The sequence below is a fragment of the Pseudomonas sp. JV414 genome (genome assembly GCF_032424305.1).
Classification (GTDB): Bacteria; Pseudomonadota; Gammaproteobacteria; order Pseudomonadales; family Pseudomonadaceae; genus Aquipseudomonas; species Aquipseudomonas lini.
In genome coordinates, this window is record NZ_VYKC01000002.1 from 669343 (window position 1) to 687985 (window position 18643).

Genomic DNA, 18643 nt, shown 5'->3' on the forward strand with positions numbered 1-18643 from the left:
TGTCCCCTTCATGGAGAGGCCTAACCCGGGGATCAGCTGACTACATTTACACCCACGCAAACCACCTTTGGCATTACCATTTGGGGGTCCCTACGTTTACTTCGGTGCACACCAAGTACCAAACCAGCGATGTTGTTCTTCACTTCGAATGGCCTGGCAAGGGTCGTACGATTCACCTAGTTGATACCTGCTATCACTACCTCAACGGAAGTTTTTACATTCCGCAGCCAAAATACTTAGCTAAGCCTTAGATCAATCCATAGCTAAGAGCTTAAGGCTTGCCACTCATAGTCCATCGCATTCAGATAAACACACGTTACTGCCAAATGCCGCCATCTAGCGCGTGATAAAGCTAACGTATGCTTGGCACGCCACCAGTGCAATCAATCCTTGGTCTCCATCTCCGGTGATGTCGACAATTCGTTGAGCATGCGCTGGGTCAAGTCGGCCGCGTGCTCCTCCATGAACCACGCCGCCGGTTTCGGTACCGGCTGGCACTGAACAGCCACTGGCTGGATCCGCAGCGTCGAGGAGGACTGACAACTGCAGATCAGAAGTGGCAAGGCGATCGCGCAGGCGAGCCTGGTCTTTTTGTGCATCGCTCAATTTCCTGTAATGGGTTTGTTCACTGGCCGACAGACGCTGCTCGAGGGCCACGCGCTTATCCTGATCAGCACTAACCTGGGCGGCAGCCGCGTTACTGATGGCCTCCAGGTCGCCCTGATGCAAGCCGGCCTGCTCGGCAAGCTGCTTGCCGTAGCGCCAATCCTGTACCTGCCAGACCCCGCCGGCTGTGACCAGCAGCAGCGCCAGCACTCCGGCCAACTTCCATGCTGCGGGACTCATGGCACCTCCTTGAAGAAGATGTGACGCCCGAGCTTCAGCGTCTGTTTCGCTCCTACAGTCCAGGTCGGAGCCTTCGGCATGGTGGTCGCGTAGTAGTGAGTGGCGCCGCCGGTGGGATCTGGCTCGGTACCGGACATCACCAGGTCGGCAGCCTTCTGCGCCCTGGCAAACTCGCCAGCCGGGATCGGCTTCGCGCCGCTGAGGTAGGAAAAATTCGGGTCGTTCTTATTCCAGCAGCTGAACTGCCAAGGCTTCTGGCACACACCGGCATAGCCCTCGCCCCACCACGACTTGGCCTTGCCATCGTTCACTCGGTTGCGGATGGTCCATGCCACAGCGATCTGACCAGTAAGGCTTTCACCGCGAGCCTCACCCCACAAGGTGCGGGCGAGGACGTCGCGGTCTCTTTCGGTAGGTGTCATAGCTTTTCTCCAGACGAAAAAAAGCCCGCGGTTTGGCGGGCATGTATCTCAATTGGGTTGATGTCGATATCGGACGAATACAAACCCGTCTCACGCACTGATAACTTTATGGCAGTCCACCGACCTGAACCGGACTGTGACGTTGGCCGGCACACCCTGGCGAAGCACGACGGTGCCGCGCGTGCGCAGCGAGTTCAGCGTTACACCCGACGGTACGGTCAGCGGTGGGGTCTTCAACAGGTACGACGGGTGCGCCAGCGAGTCGCCGACAAACGCCGTCTCCCCGGATGCCAGGCCGCCGTCCTCGCACACGATGATCACGGTCGACGCGGTGTGCGCCAGGCGCAGCCCGAAGAAGATCGAGGAGTACCCGGTGTTTCCGGCCGGCGCGTCATATTCGCAATAGGCCTCAATGACATCTCCGCCCGACAAATTAGCCACGCCGACGTTGTTCTGAAACTCCACCGATGGCGCCGATTCGGTCGGGGTGCCAGTGATCACCAGCTTCTGCCAGGGCTCGACAATGCCGGACGCGTTTACGATGTCCTCCTTCGAGCACAAGGTAGTGACGCCGGTGCAGTTCAGGTGCTGCACGCCGTGGCCGTCGGCGACTACGCCGGTACAGGTGCCGGTGGTGACAGTGATCGTGCCACCTACGCCGATGGTCAACGGATTGGCATTGATGATCCCGCCGGGGTTCTTGGTGGCGTTGTAAGCCCCCGAGATATTCACGTAGGGGCGCAGGTCGGTGATCGGGAAGATCGTCGCCAGCACGCGGGCCAGGGCCTGACCGTGGCGAGTGCTGCCCTCTTGGCCAACATGGGTGTGGTCCGGCAGGAAGCCGGGCACGGCGTAGCCCAGCGTCGAGGTGGTCAGCCAACCGAACTGCGAGAGGTCGCAGACAAGCACACCGCGTTGAAACCGCCGCGAGCGCTGCCAGTTGATGCAGGCGTGGTGGGCCGCAACCTGATCCGGGGAGAACACCGGAGCGCCTACGGCCTGGGCATCGGTTGGCGGAATGTCGGTCATCCAGATCACAGTGATCCCGGCGTCTCGGATGCGTTTTTCGATCTCCGTCATGTTGATGATGCTTTGCTCAGCGCTTATCGCCGGCACAGCCACCCGGTCATTACGCGACATGAACAGGACCACGAACGTGACGCCCAGCGACAGCCACTTGGCGATGGAGGCTGGGCTACGATCCAGTATGTCCTTGGTGGTGCTGCCGCCGAACGCGCAGTTCGCTTCCACTGGAAAGGTCACACATTGGCGCATCAGCCCGCATGCGTGGTGCACCCAACCGTAGGAGTGGAGACGGGTGGCCAGAGTACTGGCCGACGAGTTGCGCTGACCGCGGCTATCACCCTCGATGCCGCCGATCACGGACAGGCGCGAGTAGAACCTGTCAGCCTGCGCCCTGCTCATACCCGGAATATCAAGAAGGCCCATAGGCTTATGCCCTCAAGAAATAGTAATCGCTGGCTGAGCGATGACGGCGCCGCTTGCATCTCGGGTAACCGCTGGCTGCGTGATGGTCTTGCTCGGCGTACTGGCATAGGTGGCGTGCCAAGCATCGATGGCGCCGGGGAACGCAGTACTGGCAACGTCAGTCGTGAACACGCCTGCTATTCCATCTGGCCAAACGATGTTGGCTGTGACAATTGCGCCGTTCGCATCACGGGCGGCCGTCACGGCTTGAAAGGCTTGCGTATATGCCCAGGTGCTCAGGTTGTACTGAACTCCGGCAGGCCCAGCGGGACCGCGCAACTGCCCTTCGGTCGTAATCGTGATCCGCTCTGCGGTGCCAACCACTGTGATTTCGGTGGTTATCGTCATTCGGTTATACCTTTTGCGACGAAAACGCGAACCGGATCCGTCGTGAGGATCTGTTCCGCATCAGTCGTGTACCTGATATCGAAGCTGAGCGCGCCTGTCGGCCACGTCGCGGTTTCGGCACTCAAGGTGAATTCACCGGCAACCCTGTCGGTAAATTCAACAGCAAGCTCTGCAATGAACCGGGAAGAGGTCCCTATGGATGCGCGAACCTGCCAGTCGGTCAGGTTTTGAGGCACTCCGCTCACCTTCACCACCAAGGCGACCTGAAATGAGTCGCCACGTTTTATGTTCATTTACTGCTCCCGGGCGAATGATCAGAAGTTTCTTCGAGGCAAAAAAATCCCGCTCGATGGCGGGTGCGTAGTGCAGGTGCTGCGGGTTATATCGTTTCGTCGGTTCGCGCCTGCGGGTCGGCATCAATAACCGTTTGGGCCGGCTCAACAGGCCATGCCGGGGCGGCTGGCCAAGTCGGTTGTTTTGTGACTTTACCCAGCGCGAACTTGTAGTTCTTCCATGCGGCAATGCTGACGAGCAGAGCAGCCTGCTCAACCTCGTCCGCTTCCGTGGCCTCACCGAGATCAATGCCGTAGCCCAAAGTGTCGATCCGGTCCTGTATTCGCAGGATCGTGGCAGCGGCAACGCCATTCCGGGCAGCAAGCGCTGCTTTCATGTCGGAAAGGTGTTGAGCCCGATTAGCGGCATCCTTCATCTCCTTCGTGATCAATTGCAACCAGTCGATACTGCTCACTCTTCAACCTCCTCTTCTGGCGCTACCAATGCCTGAGGAAGAGCTACCGGGCCATCTGCGACATTGGTCAGCAATTGCGGCGTGGCTTGCTCCGGACTGTAATTGGCGGGAACAGGGTAGAGAAGTGACAACTTAATCACATTTTCCTCTTTGGTAATCTGCCCCAGAGAAAACCATTTCGATTGGACTGCTGTACCTGGCAAAGTAGCCCCCTCTGGCATCGGAAAAAAATCAAACTGCTCCCCATTGATAAATAGGCTATCGCCCTTTTTTATCAGCTCGAATGGCTCGTTGTCGTAGCGTTGTCCGAACACAGTGATTTCCATCATTTCCACCTACCTGTTGCTACCAAGTTAATTGATAGGTTTCCGCTTACGAGAGATGACGTATAAACAGCCCACGACCCCCAAGTTCCATTAGTTCCGAACAGTTGTTGTCCCGCCCACCCACCACCTGGCCCCGTTGCTATGCCAGAGGCAACCATCTCGTAATCACCCACAAATGGAACTGCAAACGACCCCATGTCCACAATAAGACTTCTGAATACAGTGCCATTGGCAGCGGTGCCCCCGGCGAAACCGACCTGTTTTCTCTGAAGTAACGATCCATCAGCGCGCTTCTCGTAGTAGCAAAAATTGAGGATACCGCTTTCGAGAATTGCCCCGCTCGGCACCCCGCTAGTGTCCGTCACGGTCCCCACTATGTTGGTGCGGTCGTACGCGAAATCCTTGGCCAGCGCCTTGCCGTTTGCCCGCGTGTAATTCAGGCAAAACCAATTACCCCCACCCAGGCTCAAAAATTCTGCCGTATCGTTTGCCGCAGTGGCGATGTTCGCGCCGGTAGGAAGAATCATCGACGTCACGTTGTACGTGAGCACCAATGCGCCAAGGAATCGGACTTTGCGGACTGCGCCAGCCGCGATCGTGCCCAAGCTTGTGATCGCTGTGGTGCCGCTGATGGTGACGATGTTGGAAGTTGCGGCGCCGATATCCACCGTCACTGCTGAAGCCAATGGCACCGGAGTGGCATCGTTGATCGCGCCGGTCATCTTCCCGCCAGCAAGCGGCAGCCGGGCAGTCACTTGGGCTTGAAGCTTTCCAAGACCGACCATAACGGTGTCAGCAGCAACTACTGGCGCCCCATCCGTGGTGACAAATCCCTGAAGCACTGCCTCCCGGACTCGAGCATCGGTGAAATACTTGTTGGTGGGGCCCTCTGGTAGGCCATCGGTGTCGGTCAGCGCTGCAAGCTGATCACCGAACTGATTGACCAGCGCGCGTAGCGCATCGGCTGAATCTTTCACATACCCTTGGAGAGGAGCCAGCGCGTAGATACCCGCTGCATTAGTCGCTCCCTGATATGGTGGATCAATCGACAGCGCCGTATCGCTGGCGATGTTGGTCACCTCATACCAGCCACCATCTGGACCGCGCCAGCCATCACCGACCCGGCTATTTGCAATAAACGCAGTGCCGGTGCCGATCACTGAATTGGAATTTTGGGTGACAGAAACCGTCCCGGCTTTATACCAAGGCATCGATTATTTTCCTTTGAAGAGTTTTTATACGCCGAGCTTGGCGAATACTGCTGGCAGGAAGAAGGCGAAGGGATTACCAAGACCCACGGTCAAGGCAAACAAGTTCCCACCTGAAAAATCCCACCAGCAGTAAAGCTGCCTACTCTGCACGCCATCATTCAACATATTCATTCCAAATGTGTTGATCAACATGTGCTCGCCTGCGGGAAAATTGAAATCAACCCGATAATAATTTCGTGGCACGCCCTGCGCTGTGTAGTCGGTCTTAATGTATGCCCAGTTTTGAAATGAACGTGTAAAGCGTGCATATGGTGTATCGGAATCAAAAAGCAGCTTTGCGTTTCCATCCCAAAGGCGCATTCCATATTGCGCTACCGGACTTGCTGCGAAACCGCATACAAAATAAGTCCCGTTTGGCTGCGATGTGTTGATGTCATAAGCTCTGACATAGAAACCCGTCCACGCACCTGGCGAACCGTTGACTCGCATCAAACATAGGCCGGCCACGCCGGTGCTTCCCGAGGGCCGAACGAATACTAGTGGAGGTTCCTGGCTCGTAATTGTCGCAGGGAAGTGCGTAGTGGATCCTAAGCCTGATTCCTCTGTCGGCAGATATGTTCCCTTTGCAAGAACTACCAGCCTTGTAAATTCAGAGTCAATGGTCACAACATTACTGTTGTTTGTGTATGTTAATCCATAGCCCATTTAATAGAACCTTATAACGACAAGCCGCATGGTAATTCCGGTTTTATTGCTGTATTGCTCCCTCCCTCTTATATAGCTGTACACATTAACCCCCCCGGAAATCACCTCTGTTTCGAGCTGTTTGTCGAGCGACGAGTACGCGCCTATCGGGACTACAAAAGCAGTGGCGTTCTCAGGTGTGACTCCGGGAACAGAGATGGTTTGAAAGGCAATAGTGTTGCTCCCGGTCACCAAGCTGCTGTGAACGACTCGCATAGTGAAAGAGTTCTCATCGACCTGAAGCAATCCATCTGGCCCCCAAATGCGCATTCCATAAGCCATTTTTCTACCCCAGATAGCCGAGTCGTACGCGGAGCACGTTGTTCGCGTCGTAGACCGACACATTCAGAGAGTTGATCACCAGCCGCCCCTGCCCTGGGACAATGCCGTTGATCTCAAGTGTTCCGTCCTTGTTGAGGATCCAGCCTTGCTGGCCGGCGATGTAGTTCGTCGAGCTGATGTAGCTGCCGATCTTGGCGTTGGTGATGGTGCCGTCAGCAATGAAGGCCGAGTTCATGAAAACCTGGCCGCCCTGCACCGCAAACGGCACGGAAATGGCGCCGCCAGCAATGGTGTTGACGATGGCGAATCGGTCAGCGCTCACCAGGAACTGGCTTTGGAATACCCCGCCCACATTCTCGATGCCCAGGCCAATGCCGGCGGCGACATACTGCCCATTGGCGGTGACCGACATCTTCACCGACCACATTGTTCGCAAGTTGCCGTCCACGTCGGCGAAGGCCTCGGCAGTGTCCTGAATGGCTGACGTGTTTTCACCCACCGTAGCCGTTAACTGGGTGATCGCCTGCGCTGTGGCTTCCTTGTCCGTGGCCACCACCTGCCGGAGATCAGTGACGCTGGCCTCGTTCTCGCCGACTGCCGCGGTAAGGGTGGTGATCTTCTGCGCACTGGCTAGATTTTCAGATGCCCTCACCTTCTCTTCCGTGGCGATCGCAGCGGTGCTGGACCAACCTTTCAGCGCATCTGCCAGGTCGCCCTCTCCGTCGTCATCACGGAAGGAAGCTCGCAGAGCCTGGAACGCTGTCGCCTGCGCAGTCACCACGCCGTCAAGCTCGGTGATTTCGGCGGTATTGGTCGTGACCTGTTGAGCAAGTCCGTTGGCCGTCTGCACTGTCTGTCCGACGTCGAGCCAGTAGTCCGGGTTCGGGGGCGGTGTATCGAGTGGGACGTCGCCGGTCGCCTGGTAGATCCGCTTTCCGACAACCACAAGATCGTATTCCTCATAGGTTGCTTCAGGATCGTAGCCCTTCAGCCCATCAAGCGCGTCAATCTGAGCCTGAAGGCCCGGGATTTTGTCGATCTCCTCCAAGATGTCTTGGCCAAGTTCCGTGCGGCCGATCTCTCCAGCGATCATTTCAAGTATCGCCGCAGCATCAGCGCTCGATTGGCCTTGTACACCGATGCCCACCGGATACCATGGACCGATGTTTCCAATCCGGTCCACCAGGCGTGCCCAGAAGTAGAAGGTCACGCCAGCGCGCAAGCCCAGCATGGAGAAGTCGCTTTGCGGGTACGACAAGTCCGTCAGCTTTGTTGCCATTTCCAGGCTGGTAGTCGAGCTGTGCCAGATCTCCGTGCGCTGCGTGTCCTCAGCACCAGCCGGGAAACCCCAGTTCAGGTAAATACCGAACAGCAGAGGCGTGGTCGTCAGGTACGACACTGCTGGCGGCAGGCCTTCCTTGCCCTTGAGGCTGGTCAGCACTGAGTTGCGCCAGATCGACGAGATGTCGAAGGCGCTGACCGCTCTCACCCGTGCCACGTAAGCGCCGGCGTAAATACCCGTCACGTCAACGCTGGTCATCCCCGTGCGTTGCAGCTTGATCCAGTTGCCGCTGTCCTTGCGCCACTCAATGTCATATCCAACTGCGCCGTTCACCGCGGGCCAGGTGATGGTCATGGTGGCCACGGCGAGCCCCTGAGAAACCACAGAGGTAGAAGCCAGCGTGACGCTGGCTGGTGCCGGCACGACGGTGATGGTAATTGCGCTGATCGGCCGCTCTTCCAGGCGCGCGCCGGTGTCGATGAAAGCGAACTTGCTCGGCTCGTACTGCAGCGCACTGATTTCGAAATCACCCTCGGCGGTGCGCCTGGTCCGCAGGACGCGATAGAGCGGGATGGCCAGATCATCGGCGTCCAGTGCCCACTGCAATTGCGGCAGCGGTGCTTCGCTGTAGTTGGTGGTCACAGTCACAGAGCGGTTGTTGACGCTCTGCACGGTGCGACCCTCAGCGCGGCCGCCCGGCAAGTTGATGATCAGCCGATCGCCAGCCTTGGCCTGGGTATCACGGTCGAGCGTCACCACTCGACCAGCGACGGCAGAGATACGCCCGCCCACCTCGCGACCAGCCAGCAGCGAATCCGCCAGCGGGATGATGTGGCCAGGGAGCGGAATCACGCCCTCCATGCCAGTCTTGAACGAGACGGTGCGGTCCTGATTGTTGCTCAGAATCGCCCACTTGCCGCGGCGTTGGGCTTCGGATGCTCGGGTGCAGCCAATGGCGCTCAGTTCGGTCGGCTTGTCGCCAAGACGTCGCTGAAGGTCCAAGTCCGCAAACGGAATCACGTCGGTGTCGTAGTTGTTCGCCGGATTGTCATAGCTGACCAAAGCCCGGGTGTACCGGGTCTTTGCCGAGGCGCTGCCATACGAGAATTTCCCGTCGATGACGTTGGCCCGGGTGAACACGTAGTCGAAGTCCTGCGCGCGCGGCATATCGGCCTGCATCACCAGCTGGCCCTGAGCCCAGTACGTCATGCCCCGGTAAATGCCGGCGATATCGCGCAGCAGCGACCAGGCGTCCGCCTTGCCCTGCAGATTCATGTCGCACAGAAAGCGTGGCTCAGTACCGCCCAGGCCATTCGGCACCAACTGGTCGCAGTACTGCGAAATCCGATACAGCTCCCACTTATCCACCATGAACGGTTTGATGCGCTTTCCCAGGCCGAAACGGTCCTCGGTGCACACTCCGTAAGTGATCCAGGCCGGGTTATTGGTCCACGCCTGCTTCATGCTGCCGTCCCACGTGCCGGTATAAGTCCGTGCGATCGGGTCGTAGTTGCTCGGCACCTGCCAGCGGCGCGCCCGGCACTTCACGGTGACGGCCGGAATGTTGGTGAACTGCTCGGCGTCAAATTCGATGTAGAGCAGCGCGGTATTCGGGTAGCGCAACTTCGCGTCGATCACCTCGGTGTAGCCGGCGATCAGCATGGTGTCGGCGATCTTGTTGCTGTTCTGGTTCGGCGTCAGGCGGCGCACGCGGATCTGCCAGCCCGTGGTGGCATCCGGCAGGTCGATCCGACGCGAGCGCTCGTAGCGTGTGGTGGTCTTACCGTCCACGGCGTCCACTGCCACTTGCTGATAGGCGCCGCCGTCGGTGGCCACGTCGATGGCGTACTCGATGCGGTAGCCAACAATGTTGCCTTCATTATCCTGGCGTTGCAGCGCTGGCCAGGCGAAACGCACGCGCACGGCCGACAACTGAATGTTGGTGATCGAGCGCACCCATGGGGAGTCGCTGCGCAACTCGACGTTCAGAGAGGTTTCGTTCTCAACTGAAGGGATGCCCGGGATATAGGTCTGGTCGACGGAGCCCGGGCGCCAGTCCCACTTCACGTTCGGGTAGTTGTAGTTGCCGCTCGCATCCCGGATCGGGGTGTTGTCCAGATAGATGTCATAGTCGGTTGGAGTTTCGTCGAACTCACCCTCGCCCACGGCGATCAGTAGTTTGGCCAGGTTGGTCGAGCGCAGGCTGTCGCTGGCCTCGGTCGGCGACTTCGGCTTACTGCTGCCGCCCTTCTCGCCGTGGATGTCGATCTTCTGTGCTGCGCCCATGCTTTCCTCCAGGCATAAAAAAACCGCCTATGGGCGGCCTGCTTGCTGTGTCCTGACTACGCTTTGTCTTCGGCGTAGATCGATGCGGAAATGATCATGCCGCCCCACCGACGCTCGCCGATGCAGATCGGTACCGGGTTGCCGCTCGCTGTGGTGTTCTTGGCGCTACCGAAGGCATAGGACGGCGCGTTCTCGGATGATGCGCTCTGCTTTAGGCCTGAAGCTTGAGGGCTGAGCATTTGAATGACGCCGCCGGCGACCAGGCCAATGCCGGCCCCAATGAGTGGAGCCCCGAAAGGGGTTGCCGAAAAGAACGTGCCAGCGACAATTAAGACCGCTCCGACGATAGTCTGAATCAGCCCCCCTCTTTTGCTGCCTTGGATAATGGGCACGATACGAATTTCACTCGAGCCACCCAGACCGAACTCCTTCTCACCGACGTTCTTTCCATTACGAAAAATCGCAAATCGCATTCCCAAGCGATCCAGGCGCTGAATCTCCTCCTTGAAACCCTGTAGCGTTACTTTCAGGGCCTTGAACGCTTCCCAAGCTTGACCAGAATCCAAAAGACGCCGATGAACTCGACCAAATTTATGAGCAAGGGATCCGGACAACTTTATGGTTGTCATGGGCTGATAATGTGCGATAGACGCCGACATTGTTTGCTCCTGATAACAAAAAACCGCCCGGAGGCGGCTGTTTGATGCGTATTACTGATAATCGACGTAAGGCCCTATATAGAAGCCCATAATGTCACCGCTGATTCGGTATAAGCTTTCCTTTCCTGCCTGCACGTTTGCTGACACTGTTCGGATCGCTGCTCCGGCGCACAGGCCAGTCCCCGCGAGGCCTGCGCCGATACTTGGCGTACCCACTGGCAAGTAGAAGCTTGCGCGCTGGCCCGTGCCAATTTTTGCGGCTTTGCGGCCTTCAACGTATACAACGATGTCGCAACCTGAGCCAACTGCTCCCGAGTCCCTGACTACAGTGACCTTTCCGCTTTCTCCAGCTGGCTTGCTCTGAAATGCGTATAGCTCATCCCTCGGCACCGGCTCAGCCTGATTGACAGAGATGGCGGACGATGCACACCCAGCCAGCAACGCAACAGCCAACGCTCCTATCAAAATCCGCATGGTTTCTCCTTATGAATTGGCCCACTAAAGGTAAAGAAATAGAACGATATTTTTTCGTCTTCAACATCTCTCAATTCATACCTAATTCTGTCGAGACCAGAGTCGACTCGGGAGACGACGAGATCCATGAATTGAGTTAGCCCGCCGCCGAAACCACTTAGGTTCAGCGCGCTGACGTCTTGGAAATTTACCGTTACCGCCCCTAACTCTGCGTCATCGGAAGATGACATCGTCAACACTAGGTTGTACTTAAAACCCTGCATTTCGATGCTCATCGAAACGACGCAGTTGTGCTCGATCATAATTTCGTTCAAGCGAGACAGACTATCCATTTCTAACGAGTCCAGTGACAGATCAGGCTTGGCTTGCATGGTTTCTCCCGCCCTGAAAGCAAGTGACTGTAGCAGCCCTACATTTCATGCAGGTCACTCCTGTGGAAAGGCGGGCAATGTAGCACTGGGCGCCAGAAACGAAAAAGCCCAGCGGCTTGGTTGGCTTTCCACTCTAATTAGCGACTGTTGAATACCGTTCGTCCTGACCGAGGAGCCGGATCCAATTCCTCGTCTACACCTGTCAGATACGCCTTCAACGCTAATCCAAGGAAATGGGAAGTTCAGCGGTGTCAGGCATTCAATTCGATGGCATACGAAGCGCCATACGGACAGCAGTACCTCAAGCTTCGAGCTTCATTTCTCAAGGAATAGAAAAATGACGATTAAAAGTAAAGACTGGTATGCATGGCTGAACACAATGCCCCCAAAACCTGACGACTTCCACGTAGTTGGCGATGTTGAAGTTGGCAATCCAGGGGTCGAGGCTTTCCTTATCAGACGATCTCCTCAAGGTTTTGTCGCGGAAGCGCTGATGTTGGATTTGTATTTGGTCCAGCGACCAGGGAACTGGAGTCAACAAATGAGCTGGACACAAGCTAGGTTTGATCAAGTCGTGACTCCAAGCACGCCAATCTATAAAACGGTTGAAATTTTCTACGAAGGAGAGCGGATAGCGTTTATCGAGCATATTGGACGCGCCTCCTGACTGGTTCGCACTGAATCAGTTGAGTCGTAATGCTCAGCCGCGACCGGCTTACTGTTTGGATCAGTCGGTCGCCCTTACCCCCCGCCTGGGCGAAGCCCCGACAATGCGCACATTCCCCGTTACTTCAAGTGGCTGATTCATGGCGTCTCCCCCAGCCCTGCCACATCATATGGCTGATTGTGCATCTTTGTGTCTGAGGATCAGGCGTGTCCGGTCGAGCCACGGCCCGCCGAACACGATGACCTCCGACGGCTTTCCGTATAGGTGATGCAGCAGGAAAGGCCCTGGGCCGAACGTCGCCGAATCCTCGCCGGGAAGCGTCGGATCGGTACCGAGAAAGATCCCTGCGTGGTTCGGGTAAACCGTTCGCCCTACTTCCATCACGATCATGTCGCCACGCTGCGGCTGATCAACCCGGTAGAACCCGGCCGCCTCGTAATTCGCCTCGTACAGACTGTTGCTCTCGGTGCTCTCCCACCAGCCGTCGATGCGCTTGAAGGCTTCGAACTCAAGCCCCCACTCTCGTTTGTACCAGTCGGCGCAGACCTGCCAGCAATCCCAGGCTCCATGGACGAACGGCCGCTTCAGCAGCGGCACTTTACCTGATGGCATCACAGTGCGCAGATCGCCCTCAGGCCAACTCAGGATGTGCCACGGCATCGCGGTTGCTTCGCACATGGCCAAGTCGCGCGGTGAAGGCCGACTGGTGGCGTCCGGGTGAGAATGGACCACCGCGATTACGTCGCCGATGTCTTCCGCCGCGGCGTAGTCCTCTGGGTCAATCCGGAATTCCTCGTTGGGTTCCGATGCGATGTTTTGGCACGGGTAATACTGCTGTTTGCGCCCAATACCCAGCAGCAGGCCGCAGCACTCTTTCGGGTACTCCGCGGCCGCGTGATCCTGGATCGCGCTCAAGATGTGCTTGCGCATGGTCAGCTCCTGGCGATGAGGGAAACGGCGGGGAAGCCACCAAACGGATAGGCATTGCCCTCGCCGAAGCGCGGGATACAACCCCGACCCAGCGTGGCGTCACACTCATCCAGTTCGGGATTGTCGGTCGGCACACCGTCCTTCGTGACGTAACCACCGGTATAGCCACAATTCGGCCCCCGATAGCCACCGGTGAGACACCAGTGGCAAAGGGTCGTGGCCTGCCGCCCGATGGACTCGCCGCCGACGTCGCCCGGGCTCGCCAGCTCCCAGCTGACCGTCTCCCCGTCTTCGTTCGTCTTCTGGTCGATGTACCAGACCTCGATCGTCTCTTGGGTTGGGTCTGCTGTTGGGTTGCCTGCCGGAAAGTTCTCCGCATCCAGATACGTGCCCAAGGTGTGGCGCATCGTCAGCTTGAACTCGAGCAAATCGTCGAATGCCAAACAAAGCGCGGTGATGCGCCCATTGACGTTGCCGACCGACAACGTTGGTCGAACAGCCGTGCCGTCACCGTTTGCCTCAATGCCGTCGATCTGCATTGGCCAGGCGCCGTACTCGTTGCCCTGCCACCAGATCGCTTTCGCCGGCAGCAGGTCTGCATTGGCGCCGGCGGCGATAAGCTCCGCGGGCGAATGCGGGATCGCATGCCCGTGGAAGCGCAGCACATCCGCTCCGTAGTCCGTACCGTCCAATTCAAAGAGCAGCACTTCACTGCCAGGTTCGAGGACCTGGATGTCACTAATCAGCGGCATGGTTGCCCCTTATGGTTGGAAGGCACGGTCAAAGGTGGCCGTGAGTTTGAACACTCCGCCGCCCACCGGAGTGGGTACGGGATTTATGCAGGTGAACAGACCAAGCTGTCCAAGCGGCGTGGTCCAGAGGAATGCCTTCGCGCCAGCGTGCCGGTCGAGGAACGCCATGATCTCCAACACTTTGGCTTTTGGGCCGCTGTAGGTGATCGGATAGGCGTCTTCTTTGTTGTTCGGGCCGTCACCAGCCGTCTGCTTGTAGCCGTTACCGAACTGCGAGGTGCGCACCCGATAGGTAATTTCAGGTGCGTCGCCGTGCTGAGTTGGCCAGGTGAATGTCTCAATCGCCATCAGGCTCTCCCATTAACGTTGCGGAAACTCACGCCGCCAGCACGCCACGACTCGGCCACGGCTCTCTCTGCTGCGGCCTTCATCTGCGTTTGGAGGTTTTGCGAAAGCGCCTGTTGGTCGAGCTGCATTCCTTCAGAGCTGCGATCCGGAATCGCCACGGTGACAGGTGCGTTGATGCTGATGGTCGATCCGCTGCTGCCACCACTCAAAGCTCGCACTCCAAGCTGACCACCGGCAGTCCGGGTCAGCGGCATGATCGCCTCCTCGCCGGCCTCTCCCATAACACCGATATCGCCACCGGCCATGCCAAAGGCTGTTGGTTTGCTCACAATGCTATTGGTGAAGGCTGCCCCGTTGGCAAACAACTGCACACCGGACGACCAGGCGCCGCCATCGGCCTGAATGCTGCCCGGTGTGAAGCCAGATAGGTCGCCGCTGTAGCCCGTCTGAGTCGATCCTGCTGACGCCGCTGATCCCGCACCGCCGGCGAAGTAACTCGCACCTGCGCCAATGAGACTGCCCAGCAGCGCGGAGCTGGCTTGCCGAGTAGCAATGCGCGCCATGTCCGCCAAGATCGACTTCGTAAAGTCCGCGAACGACAACTTCCCAGTCATAGCGAAGTTGACGATTGCGTCCTCCATCGAAGTGAAGGCATTGGTGAACAGACTTTTCGTCTGCCCGGCGACATCCCGAGCCGATTCCAGGTAGTTCTGCCACGCCGACGATGCGCCAGCGCTCCAGTCACCTTGGGCGGCGGTCATCTCGTCATAGTTGGATTGCACGGTGTCGTGCAGATCCTGCTGCGTGGCTTTCAGCGCGGCCAGCTTCTGGGTGTACTCGTCGAGACTCATGCCGCGCGAGCCATCGCCGTACTGGTTTGCCAACTCCAGGCTTTGCTGGTTGAAGCGATCGTCGATACCGTTCTGCTGATCTGTCAGTCCGCGCTGTCGATCACCCTGGCCAAGGCCTGAAGCCGCACGCAGCCCTTGCTGTCGAAGCGTCTCGACCTGTTGCTGCAGTGCGCTGGTGTACGTGTTGACGGCCAGAGTCTGCTTGCGCAGGCGGCCTTCTTCATTGGTGGCGATGATCGACAGTTCACTGTCGCTATCCTGTTGCGCCTTGACCATGGCGCTGCGGGCATCGGCGATCTTCTGATCGATCTGGATGACCTGAGCCGCGGTCGTGCCCTTTTTGGCCTTGGCTGCTTCGAGCGCATCGATTTCTGACTGGTAACTCTGGGCAACCTCTTCCGACTGTTGCTTCAGCAGGCTGACGCGCTGCTCTGTGTAGCTGGCCTGCGAGATAACACCGGCCCGCTGAGATGCTTCGAGTTCCTTGTCGGCGTTTTTGTAGTAGGCCAGAGTTTCGGCGAGTACGTTTTTTGCGTTGTTGAAGCCCGTCAGGTCGACGCTACCTGCTGCGCCCTTCGGATCTTTGAACTTGTCGTTGAGATTCGCCATGTTCTTGGCGACCGCAGCCGGATCAAGCCGTGGATCGTTCGGACTAGTCTTGCGGATGTCGTCGAGCTGCTTCTTGTACTCCTTGATTGCCTCGGCTCGCTTCTGCTCGTTGGTCAGTGAGGACTTTGTCAGCGCATCGACTTTGACCATCGCGGACACAGCGTCTTGCTGGGCCTTTGCCTGCTCGCCTTCGTATTTGGCGATGTCGGCCGCTGCAGCTTTCTGGTCCTCCAGCATGTTCAGCTGATTGCTGTAGAGCTCAACCATCTCTTTCTGGTTTTGGAAGGCACCCACATTGCCCGATTGCGCCTGCTCCAGACTCCACCGGGCCTGCTCAATGTCGGCATCGATATCGATCCGCCCCAGGTTCTTCAGGTTGTCCGCAGCTCGCGCGACAGCGTTGTAGCCCTTCTCCCAGAAGCTCAGGTTTTCGAGGATCCTCGGGGTGCGTTCGTTGATCGCATCTGCGTACTGCTCGGTTGCCAGCTTCACGGCGCCAGCATGGTCGCCCTGCTCCTCCAGAGCGGCGATCTGCGAATAAACCGAAGCTGTCAGGTAGTGGTATTGCTCATTCAGCGTGGCTGACGCCTTGACCGGCTCGTCTGCGATCTTTTCGAACTCAGCAACCGTCTCTTTTATGGCTTTGCCGGTCGCTTCCTTCATGGACACGGCAGCCTGGGCAATGCCGCCGAAGCTCTCGCCAGCGATTTTCCCATTGCCGGCCAGCAGCGCCAGCACTTCGGCAGCCTGGCCAGTCGTGCCGACGGTCGCGCTGACCTGCCGCGCCATTTCGCCAAGTTGGCTGGCGGTCATGCCAGAGGCGTTACCGGTGAGCACCAGGCCTTTGGTATAGGCGTCCTGCTCTTTGCTGCCCTGGTAGTAGGCAACGGCCAGCCCACCGACGGCAGCAGTGGCCAAGGCAATTGGCGCCAGAATGGCAAGCAGGCCAGCAGCCGATGCACCCGCACCAGCGCCCAACTGAGCAACAGCGCGTACGCCACTGCCCCAGTCGCCTGAGGACAGCGCATTGCCGAGCTGAACGACGTTTTCCTGAGCCTGGCGAGTGCCGAGTTTCAGCTTGTCGAAACCGGTGGCAGTTTTTTCCAGTGATGCGTAGTTGCCGTTCAGCTTGCCCAGCGCCGCGTTGTACTGGTCCTGACTGATGCGGCCGGCATCGAGGTGCTTGCCCAGCTGCTCAACCTGATTATCGAGCTTGGCCATGGCCGCACGGGCGGGGTCGATCGCGCCGAGCAGGCTGTTCAGGGCCTTCTGCTCATCCAGCGTGGACTTGGCCAGCGCCGCCTGCTGCTTGTCGAGTTGCGCGCTGATCTTGGTGAACTCGGCCTCGCCATAGGCACCGGTCTTAGTGAGTTTCGCCAGATTTTCGCGCTGCTTTGCCAGTTCCTGCGTGGTGGTCGCGCCCTTCGACAACGACTTCTCCAGCGCTTCCATCTCTTTCATCAGGCCGACGGCGGACTGCTCCGCTCGATCGCCAGCCTTGGTCATCTTGTCGAGTTCGACAGTGGCCCGGGCGGTGTCAGCTGAGTCAATCTTGATGCCCAGTTCTGCGATGTTCATCGACTCACCTTGAATAAGTGCCCGTCTTCACGGGCTGTTGTCGCGGGCTTCTGCCATGGCGGCGATGGCTTCCGATTCCATCACACGAATGTCCTGAAACACGCTGGGGCGATCCTTCGCAGGAACACCGACGAGCCTCATGACATTGGGCAGAACGCCGTAATCGAGCCCGGTCGCGCCGCATGCACCTGTGCGCCACTGAGTTCCCATCGAGTCCATGACGAGGAACGACTTCCAGTTGTCCGGCCAGACCTCGACAGTTTCGTCGTAGTCCTCAGGTGAAAAGCCAAACAACGCCATCTGCTCGGCGGATCCGTCAGACTCGTAGAGCGCATGGGCAGCGGCGGTTAGTTTCCCAGGCGGGCCTTCCCGAAGGCTTCGCTGTAGGCCTTCACGACGGCATCCGAAACGCCGATGCAGCTCTTCACCAGAGCGGTGATCGACTCGTCGTTGAGCTTGTCGTTGAAGCCCCATGACACGACCAGGTCCTTGATCTGCTCGACACCCTGCTCCACTTCCGCTGCGGTGATTTCGGTGAGAGTTGGTTGGGTGTCTTTGAAGCGCTCGGCCAAGGCTTCGGCTTTCTCCTTCCATGTGTCGAATAGTTCGGCCAAGGCGGTGCGATCGCGATACTTGAAAGTGAATGGAACCATTGCTGGTTTACCGCCCACCTGAGGGATGGCCACATCGACAGTGAATGTCGGCTTCGGCGCGATGGAAAACTTTGCCATGAGATCCCCTTAGAGGTTGTAGCGAGTTGGGCGGGAGGCGAACGACAGCGTGATGGTCCGCGTCATGATGTTGTTGCGGCTCAGCGTCGGAGTCGCAGTGATCGACACATACGCGTAGTAGTAGATGGTCGCGCCACCCGGGAGGTTTGCACGGACCAAGCGCGGCTCCTTGTCTTCATCGGCGGCTTCCACCACGGCGACGTATGCCTGAGCAGGGTCATCCGCTACTGGCAGCGTCATGCTGCTGGCTGACTTGGTAGTGGGCAGCTGGCGATCATCGTCGTCTTCGAGGAAGCCGTAAGTCAGAAACTGCTGCTCACCGCCGTTTGCGGTCGGCTCTGTGATCTGAGAAATTTGGGTCCAGCCAGACGCAGCTCGAACCGATCCCGCACCAGAGCCGGCCGGGTAGTTTTTGACACTGGTGGTATCCACGCCCTCGGCCGCGAAATCGCCCACCTCGGAATCAATCACTCGCGCAGGGCGGCCATTCAGCTTCGCCCACGCCGAATCAATGACGATCACGTCGCCATTGGCCAGGCCGTGCGCGGCAGCGGTCAACACTGCGGGCTTGGCGTTGGTGATCGCGGTGAACGGCTTCGGGGCGCTCAGAGCGCTGGCGATCTCGAAGGTCGTGCCGTTGGGAATCTTGACACTCATGGGTTTTCCTCTTTGCAGAAATGACAAAACCCG

The 18643-nt window shown here is 58.2% G+C and carries 21 protein-coding genes; 1 reads left to right on the top strand and 20 read right to left on the bottom strand.

Annotated elements, in window-relative coordinates; genetic code table 11:
- Positions 1 to 336 precede the first annotated feature (336 nt).
- The 13 genes from F6R97_RS03955 to F6R97_RS04015 form a co-directional block, all read right to left on the bottom strand.
- Complete coding sequence (locus F6R97_RS03955) at positions 337 to 846, bottom strand: lysis system i-spanin subunit Rz (protein ID WP_315866043.1); 510 nt, start codon at positions 844 to 846, stop codon at positions 337 to 339.
- Positions 843 to 1268 carry a cell wall hydrolase gene (locus F6R97_RS03960; protein WP_315866044.1) on the bottom strand — a complete coding sequence of 142 codons (426 nt, stop codon included), beginning with the start codon at positions 1266 to 1268 and terminating at the stop codon, positions 843 to 845. Before F6R97_RS03960 ends, F6R97_RS03955 begins: the two co-directional genes overlap by 4 nt.
- Before the next feature lie 90 nt (positions 1269 to 1358).
- Complete coding sequence (locus F6R97_RS03965; RefSeq protein ID WP_315866045.1) at positions 1359 to 2543, bottom strand: SGNH/GDSL hydrolase family protein; 1185 nt, start codon at positions 2541 to 2543, stop codon at positions 1359 to 1361.
- A 186-nt stretch (positions 2544 to 2729) separates the two neighbouring features.
- Positions 2730 to 3104, bottom strand: coding sequence for a hypothetical protein (locus F6R97_RS03970; RefSeq protein WP_315866046.1), 375 nt, complete (start codon positions 3102 to 3104; stop codon positions 2730 to 2732).
- Entirely contained in the window at positions 3101 to 3397 is a 297-nt protein-coding gene (locus F6R97_RS03975; protein ID WP_315866047.1) for a hypothetical protein, read from the bottom strand. Before F6R97_RS03975 ends, F6R97_RS03970 begins: the two co-directional genes overlap by 4 nt.
- A gap of 86 nt (positions 3398 to 3483) precedes the next feature.
- Positions 3484 to 3852 (bottom strand): phage tail protein, encoded by a 369-nt coding sequence (locus tag F6R97_RS03980; RefSeq protein ID WP_315866048.1) that lies wholly within the window; start codon positions 3850 to 3852, stop codon positions 3484 to 3486.
- A complete protein-coding gene (locus tag F6R97_RS03985) occupies positions 3849 to 4181 on the bottom strand; it encodes a hypothetical protein (protein ID WP_315866049.1) in 333 nt (110 codons plus the stop codon). The genes F6R97_RS03980 and F6R97_RS03985 overlap by 4 nt, the downstream gene beginning before the upstream one ends.
- Positions 4178 to 5389 (bottom strand): phage tail protein, encoded by a 1212-nt coding sequence (locus tag F6R97_RS03990; protein ID WP_315866050.1) that lies wholly within the window; start codon positions 5387 to 5389, stop codon positions 4178 to 4180. Before F6R97_RS03990 ends, F6R97_RS03985 begins: the two co-directional genes overlap by 4 nt.
- Positions 5390 to 5413: 24 nt before the next feature.
- On the bottom strand, positions 5414 to 6094 hold the full coding sequence (locus F6R97_RS03995) for a hypothetical protein (protein WP_048392656.1): 681 nt from the start codon (positions 6092 to 6094) through the stop codon (positions 5414 to 5416).
- 325 nt (positions 6095 to 6419) lie between these two features.
- The gene (locus tag F6R97_RS04000; protein WP_315866051.1) at positions 6420 to 9983 is read right to left on the bottom strand and encodes a phage tail protein; all 3564 of its coding nucleotides are present in this window, start codon (positions 9981 to 9983) and stop codon (positions 6420 to 6422) included.
- Positions 9984 to 10039: 56 nt separating this feature from the next.
- Positions 10040 to 10642 (bottom strand): tail assembly protein, encoded by a 603-nt coding sequence (locus F6R97_RS04005; RefSeq protein ID WP_315866052.1) that lies wholly within the window; start codon positions 10640 to 10642, stop codon positions 10040 to 10042.
- 51 nt (positions 10643 to 10693) lie between these two features.
- A complete protein-coding gene (locus F6R97_RS04010) occupies positions 10694 to 11116 on the bottom strand; it encodes a hypothetical protein (RefSeq protein ID WP_315866053.1) in 423 nt (140 codons plus the stop codon).
- A complete protein-coding gene (locus F6R97_RS04015) occupies positions 11104 to 11487 on the bottom strand; it encodes a hypothetical protein (protein WP_315866054.1) in 384 nt (127 codons plus the stop codon). Before F6R97_RS04015 ends, F6R97_RS04010 begins: the two co-directional genes overlap by 13 nt.
- Positions 11488 to 11824: 337 nt before the next feature.
- On the opposite strand from F6R97_RS04015, the gene F6R97_RS04020 reads away from it, so the two are divergent.
- A complete protein-coding gene (locus F6R97_RS04020; RefSeq protein WP_315866055.1) occupies positions 11825 to 12154 on the top strand; it encodes a hypothetical protein in 330 nt (109 codons plus the stop codon).
- A 165-nt stretch (positions 12155 to 12319) separates the two neighbouring features.
- Here F6R97_RS04020 and F6R97_RS04025 read toward each other — a convergent pair whose 3' ends face one another.
- The 7 genes from F6R97_RS04025 to F6R97_RS04055 are packed head-to-tail and all read right to left on the bottom strand — an operon-like array spanning position 12320 to position 18610.
- A complete protein-coding gene (locus tag F6R97_RS04025) occupies positions 12320 to 13084 on the bottom strand; it encodes a C40 family peptidase (RefSeq protein WP_315866056.1) in 765 nt (254 codons plus the stop codon).
- Positions 13085 to 13086: 2 nt separating this feature from the next.
- On the bottom strand, positions 13087 to 13836 hold the full coding sequence (locus tag F6R97_RS04030; RefSeq protein ID WP_315866057.1) for a phage minor tail protein L: 750 nt from the start codon (positions 13834 to 13836) through the stop codon (positions 13087 to 13089).
- A 9-nt stretch (positions 13837 to 13845) separates the two neighbouring features.
- Positions 13846 to 14184, bottom strand: a complete 339-nt coding sequence (locus F6R97_RS04035; RefSeq protein ID WP_315866058.1) for a phage tail protein — start codon at positions 14182 to 14184, stop codon at positions 13846 to 13848.
- Entirely contained in the window at positions 14184 to 17222 is a 3039-nt protein-coding gene (locus tag F6R97_RS04040; protein WP_315866059.1) for a phage tail tape measure protein, read from the bottom strand. The genes F6R97_RS04035 and F6R97_RS04040 overlap by 1 nt, the downstream gene beginning before the upstream one ends.
- Positions 17223 to 17249: 27 nt before the next feature.
- Positions 17250 to 17522: a DUF1799 domain-containing protein gene (locus F6R97_RS04045; protein WP_315866060.1), complete on the bottom strand. Its 273-nt coding sequence runs from the start codon at positions 17520 to 17522 to the stop codon at positions 17250 to 17252.
- A gap of 47 nt (positions 17523 to 17569) precedes the next feature.
- Positions 17570 to 17953 (bottom strand): phage tail assembly chaperone, encoded by a 384-nt coding sequence (locus F6R97_RS04050; protein ID WP_315866061.1) that lies wholly within the window; start codon positions 17951 to 17953, stop codon positions 17570 to 17572.
- Positions 17954 to 17962: 9 nt separating this feature from the next.
- Positions 17963 to 18610, bottom strand: a complete 648-nt coding sequence (locus tag F6R97_RS04055) for a phage tail protein (protein ID WP_315866062.1) — start codon at positions 18608 to 18610, stop codon at positions 17963 to 17965.
- Positions 18611 to 18643: the final 33 nt, after the last annotated feature.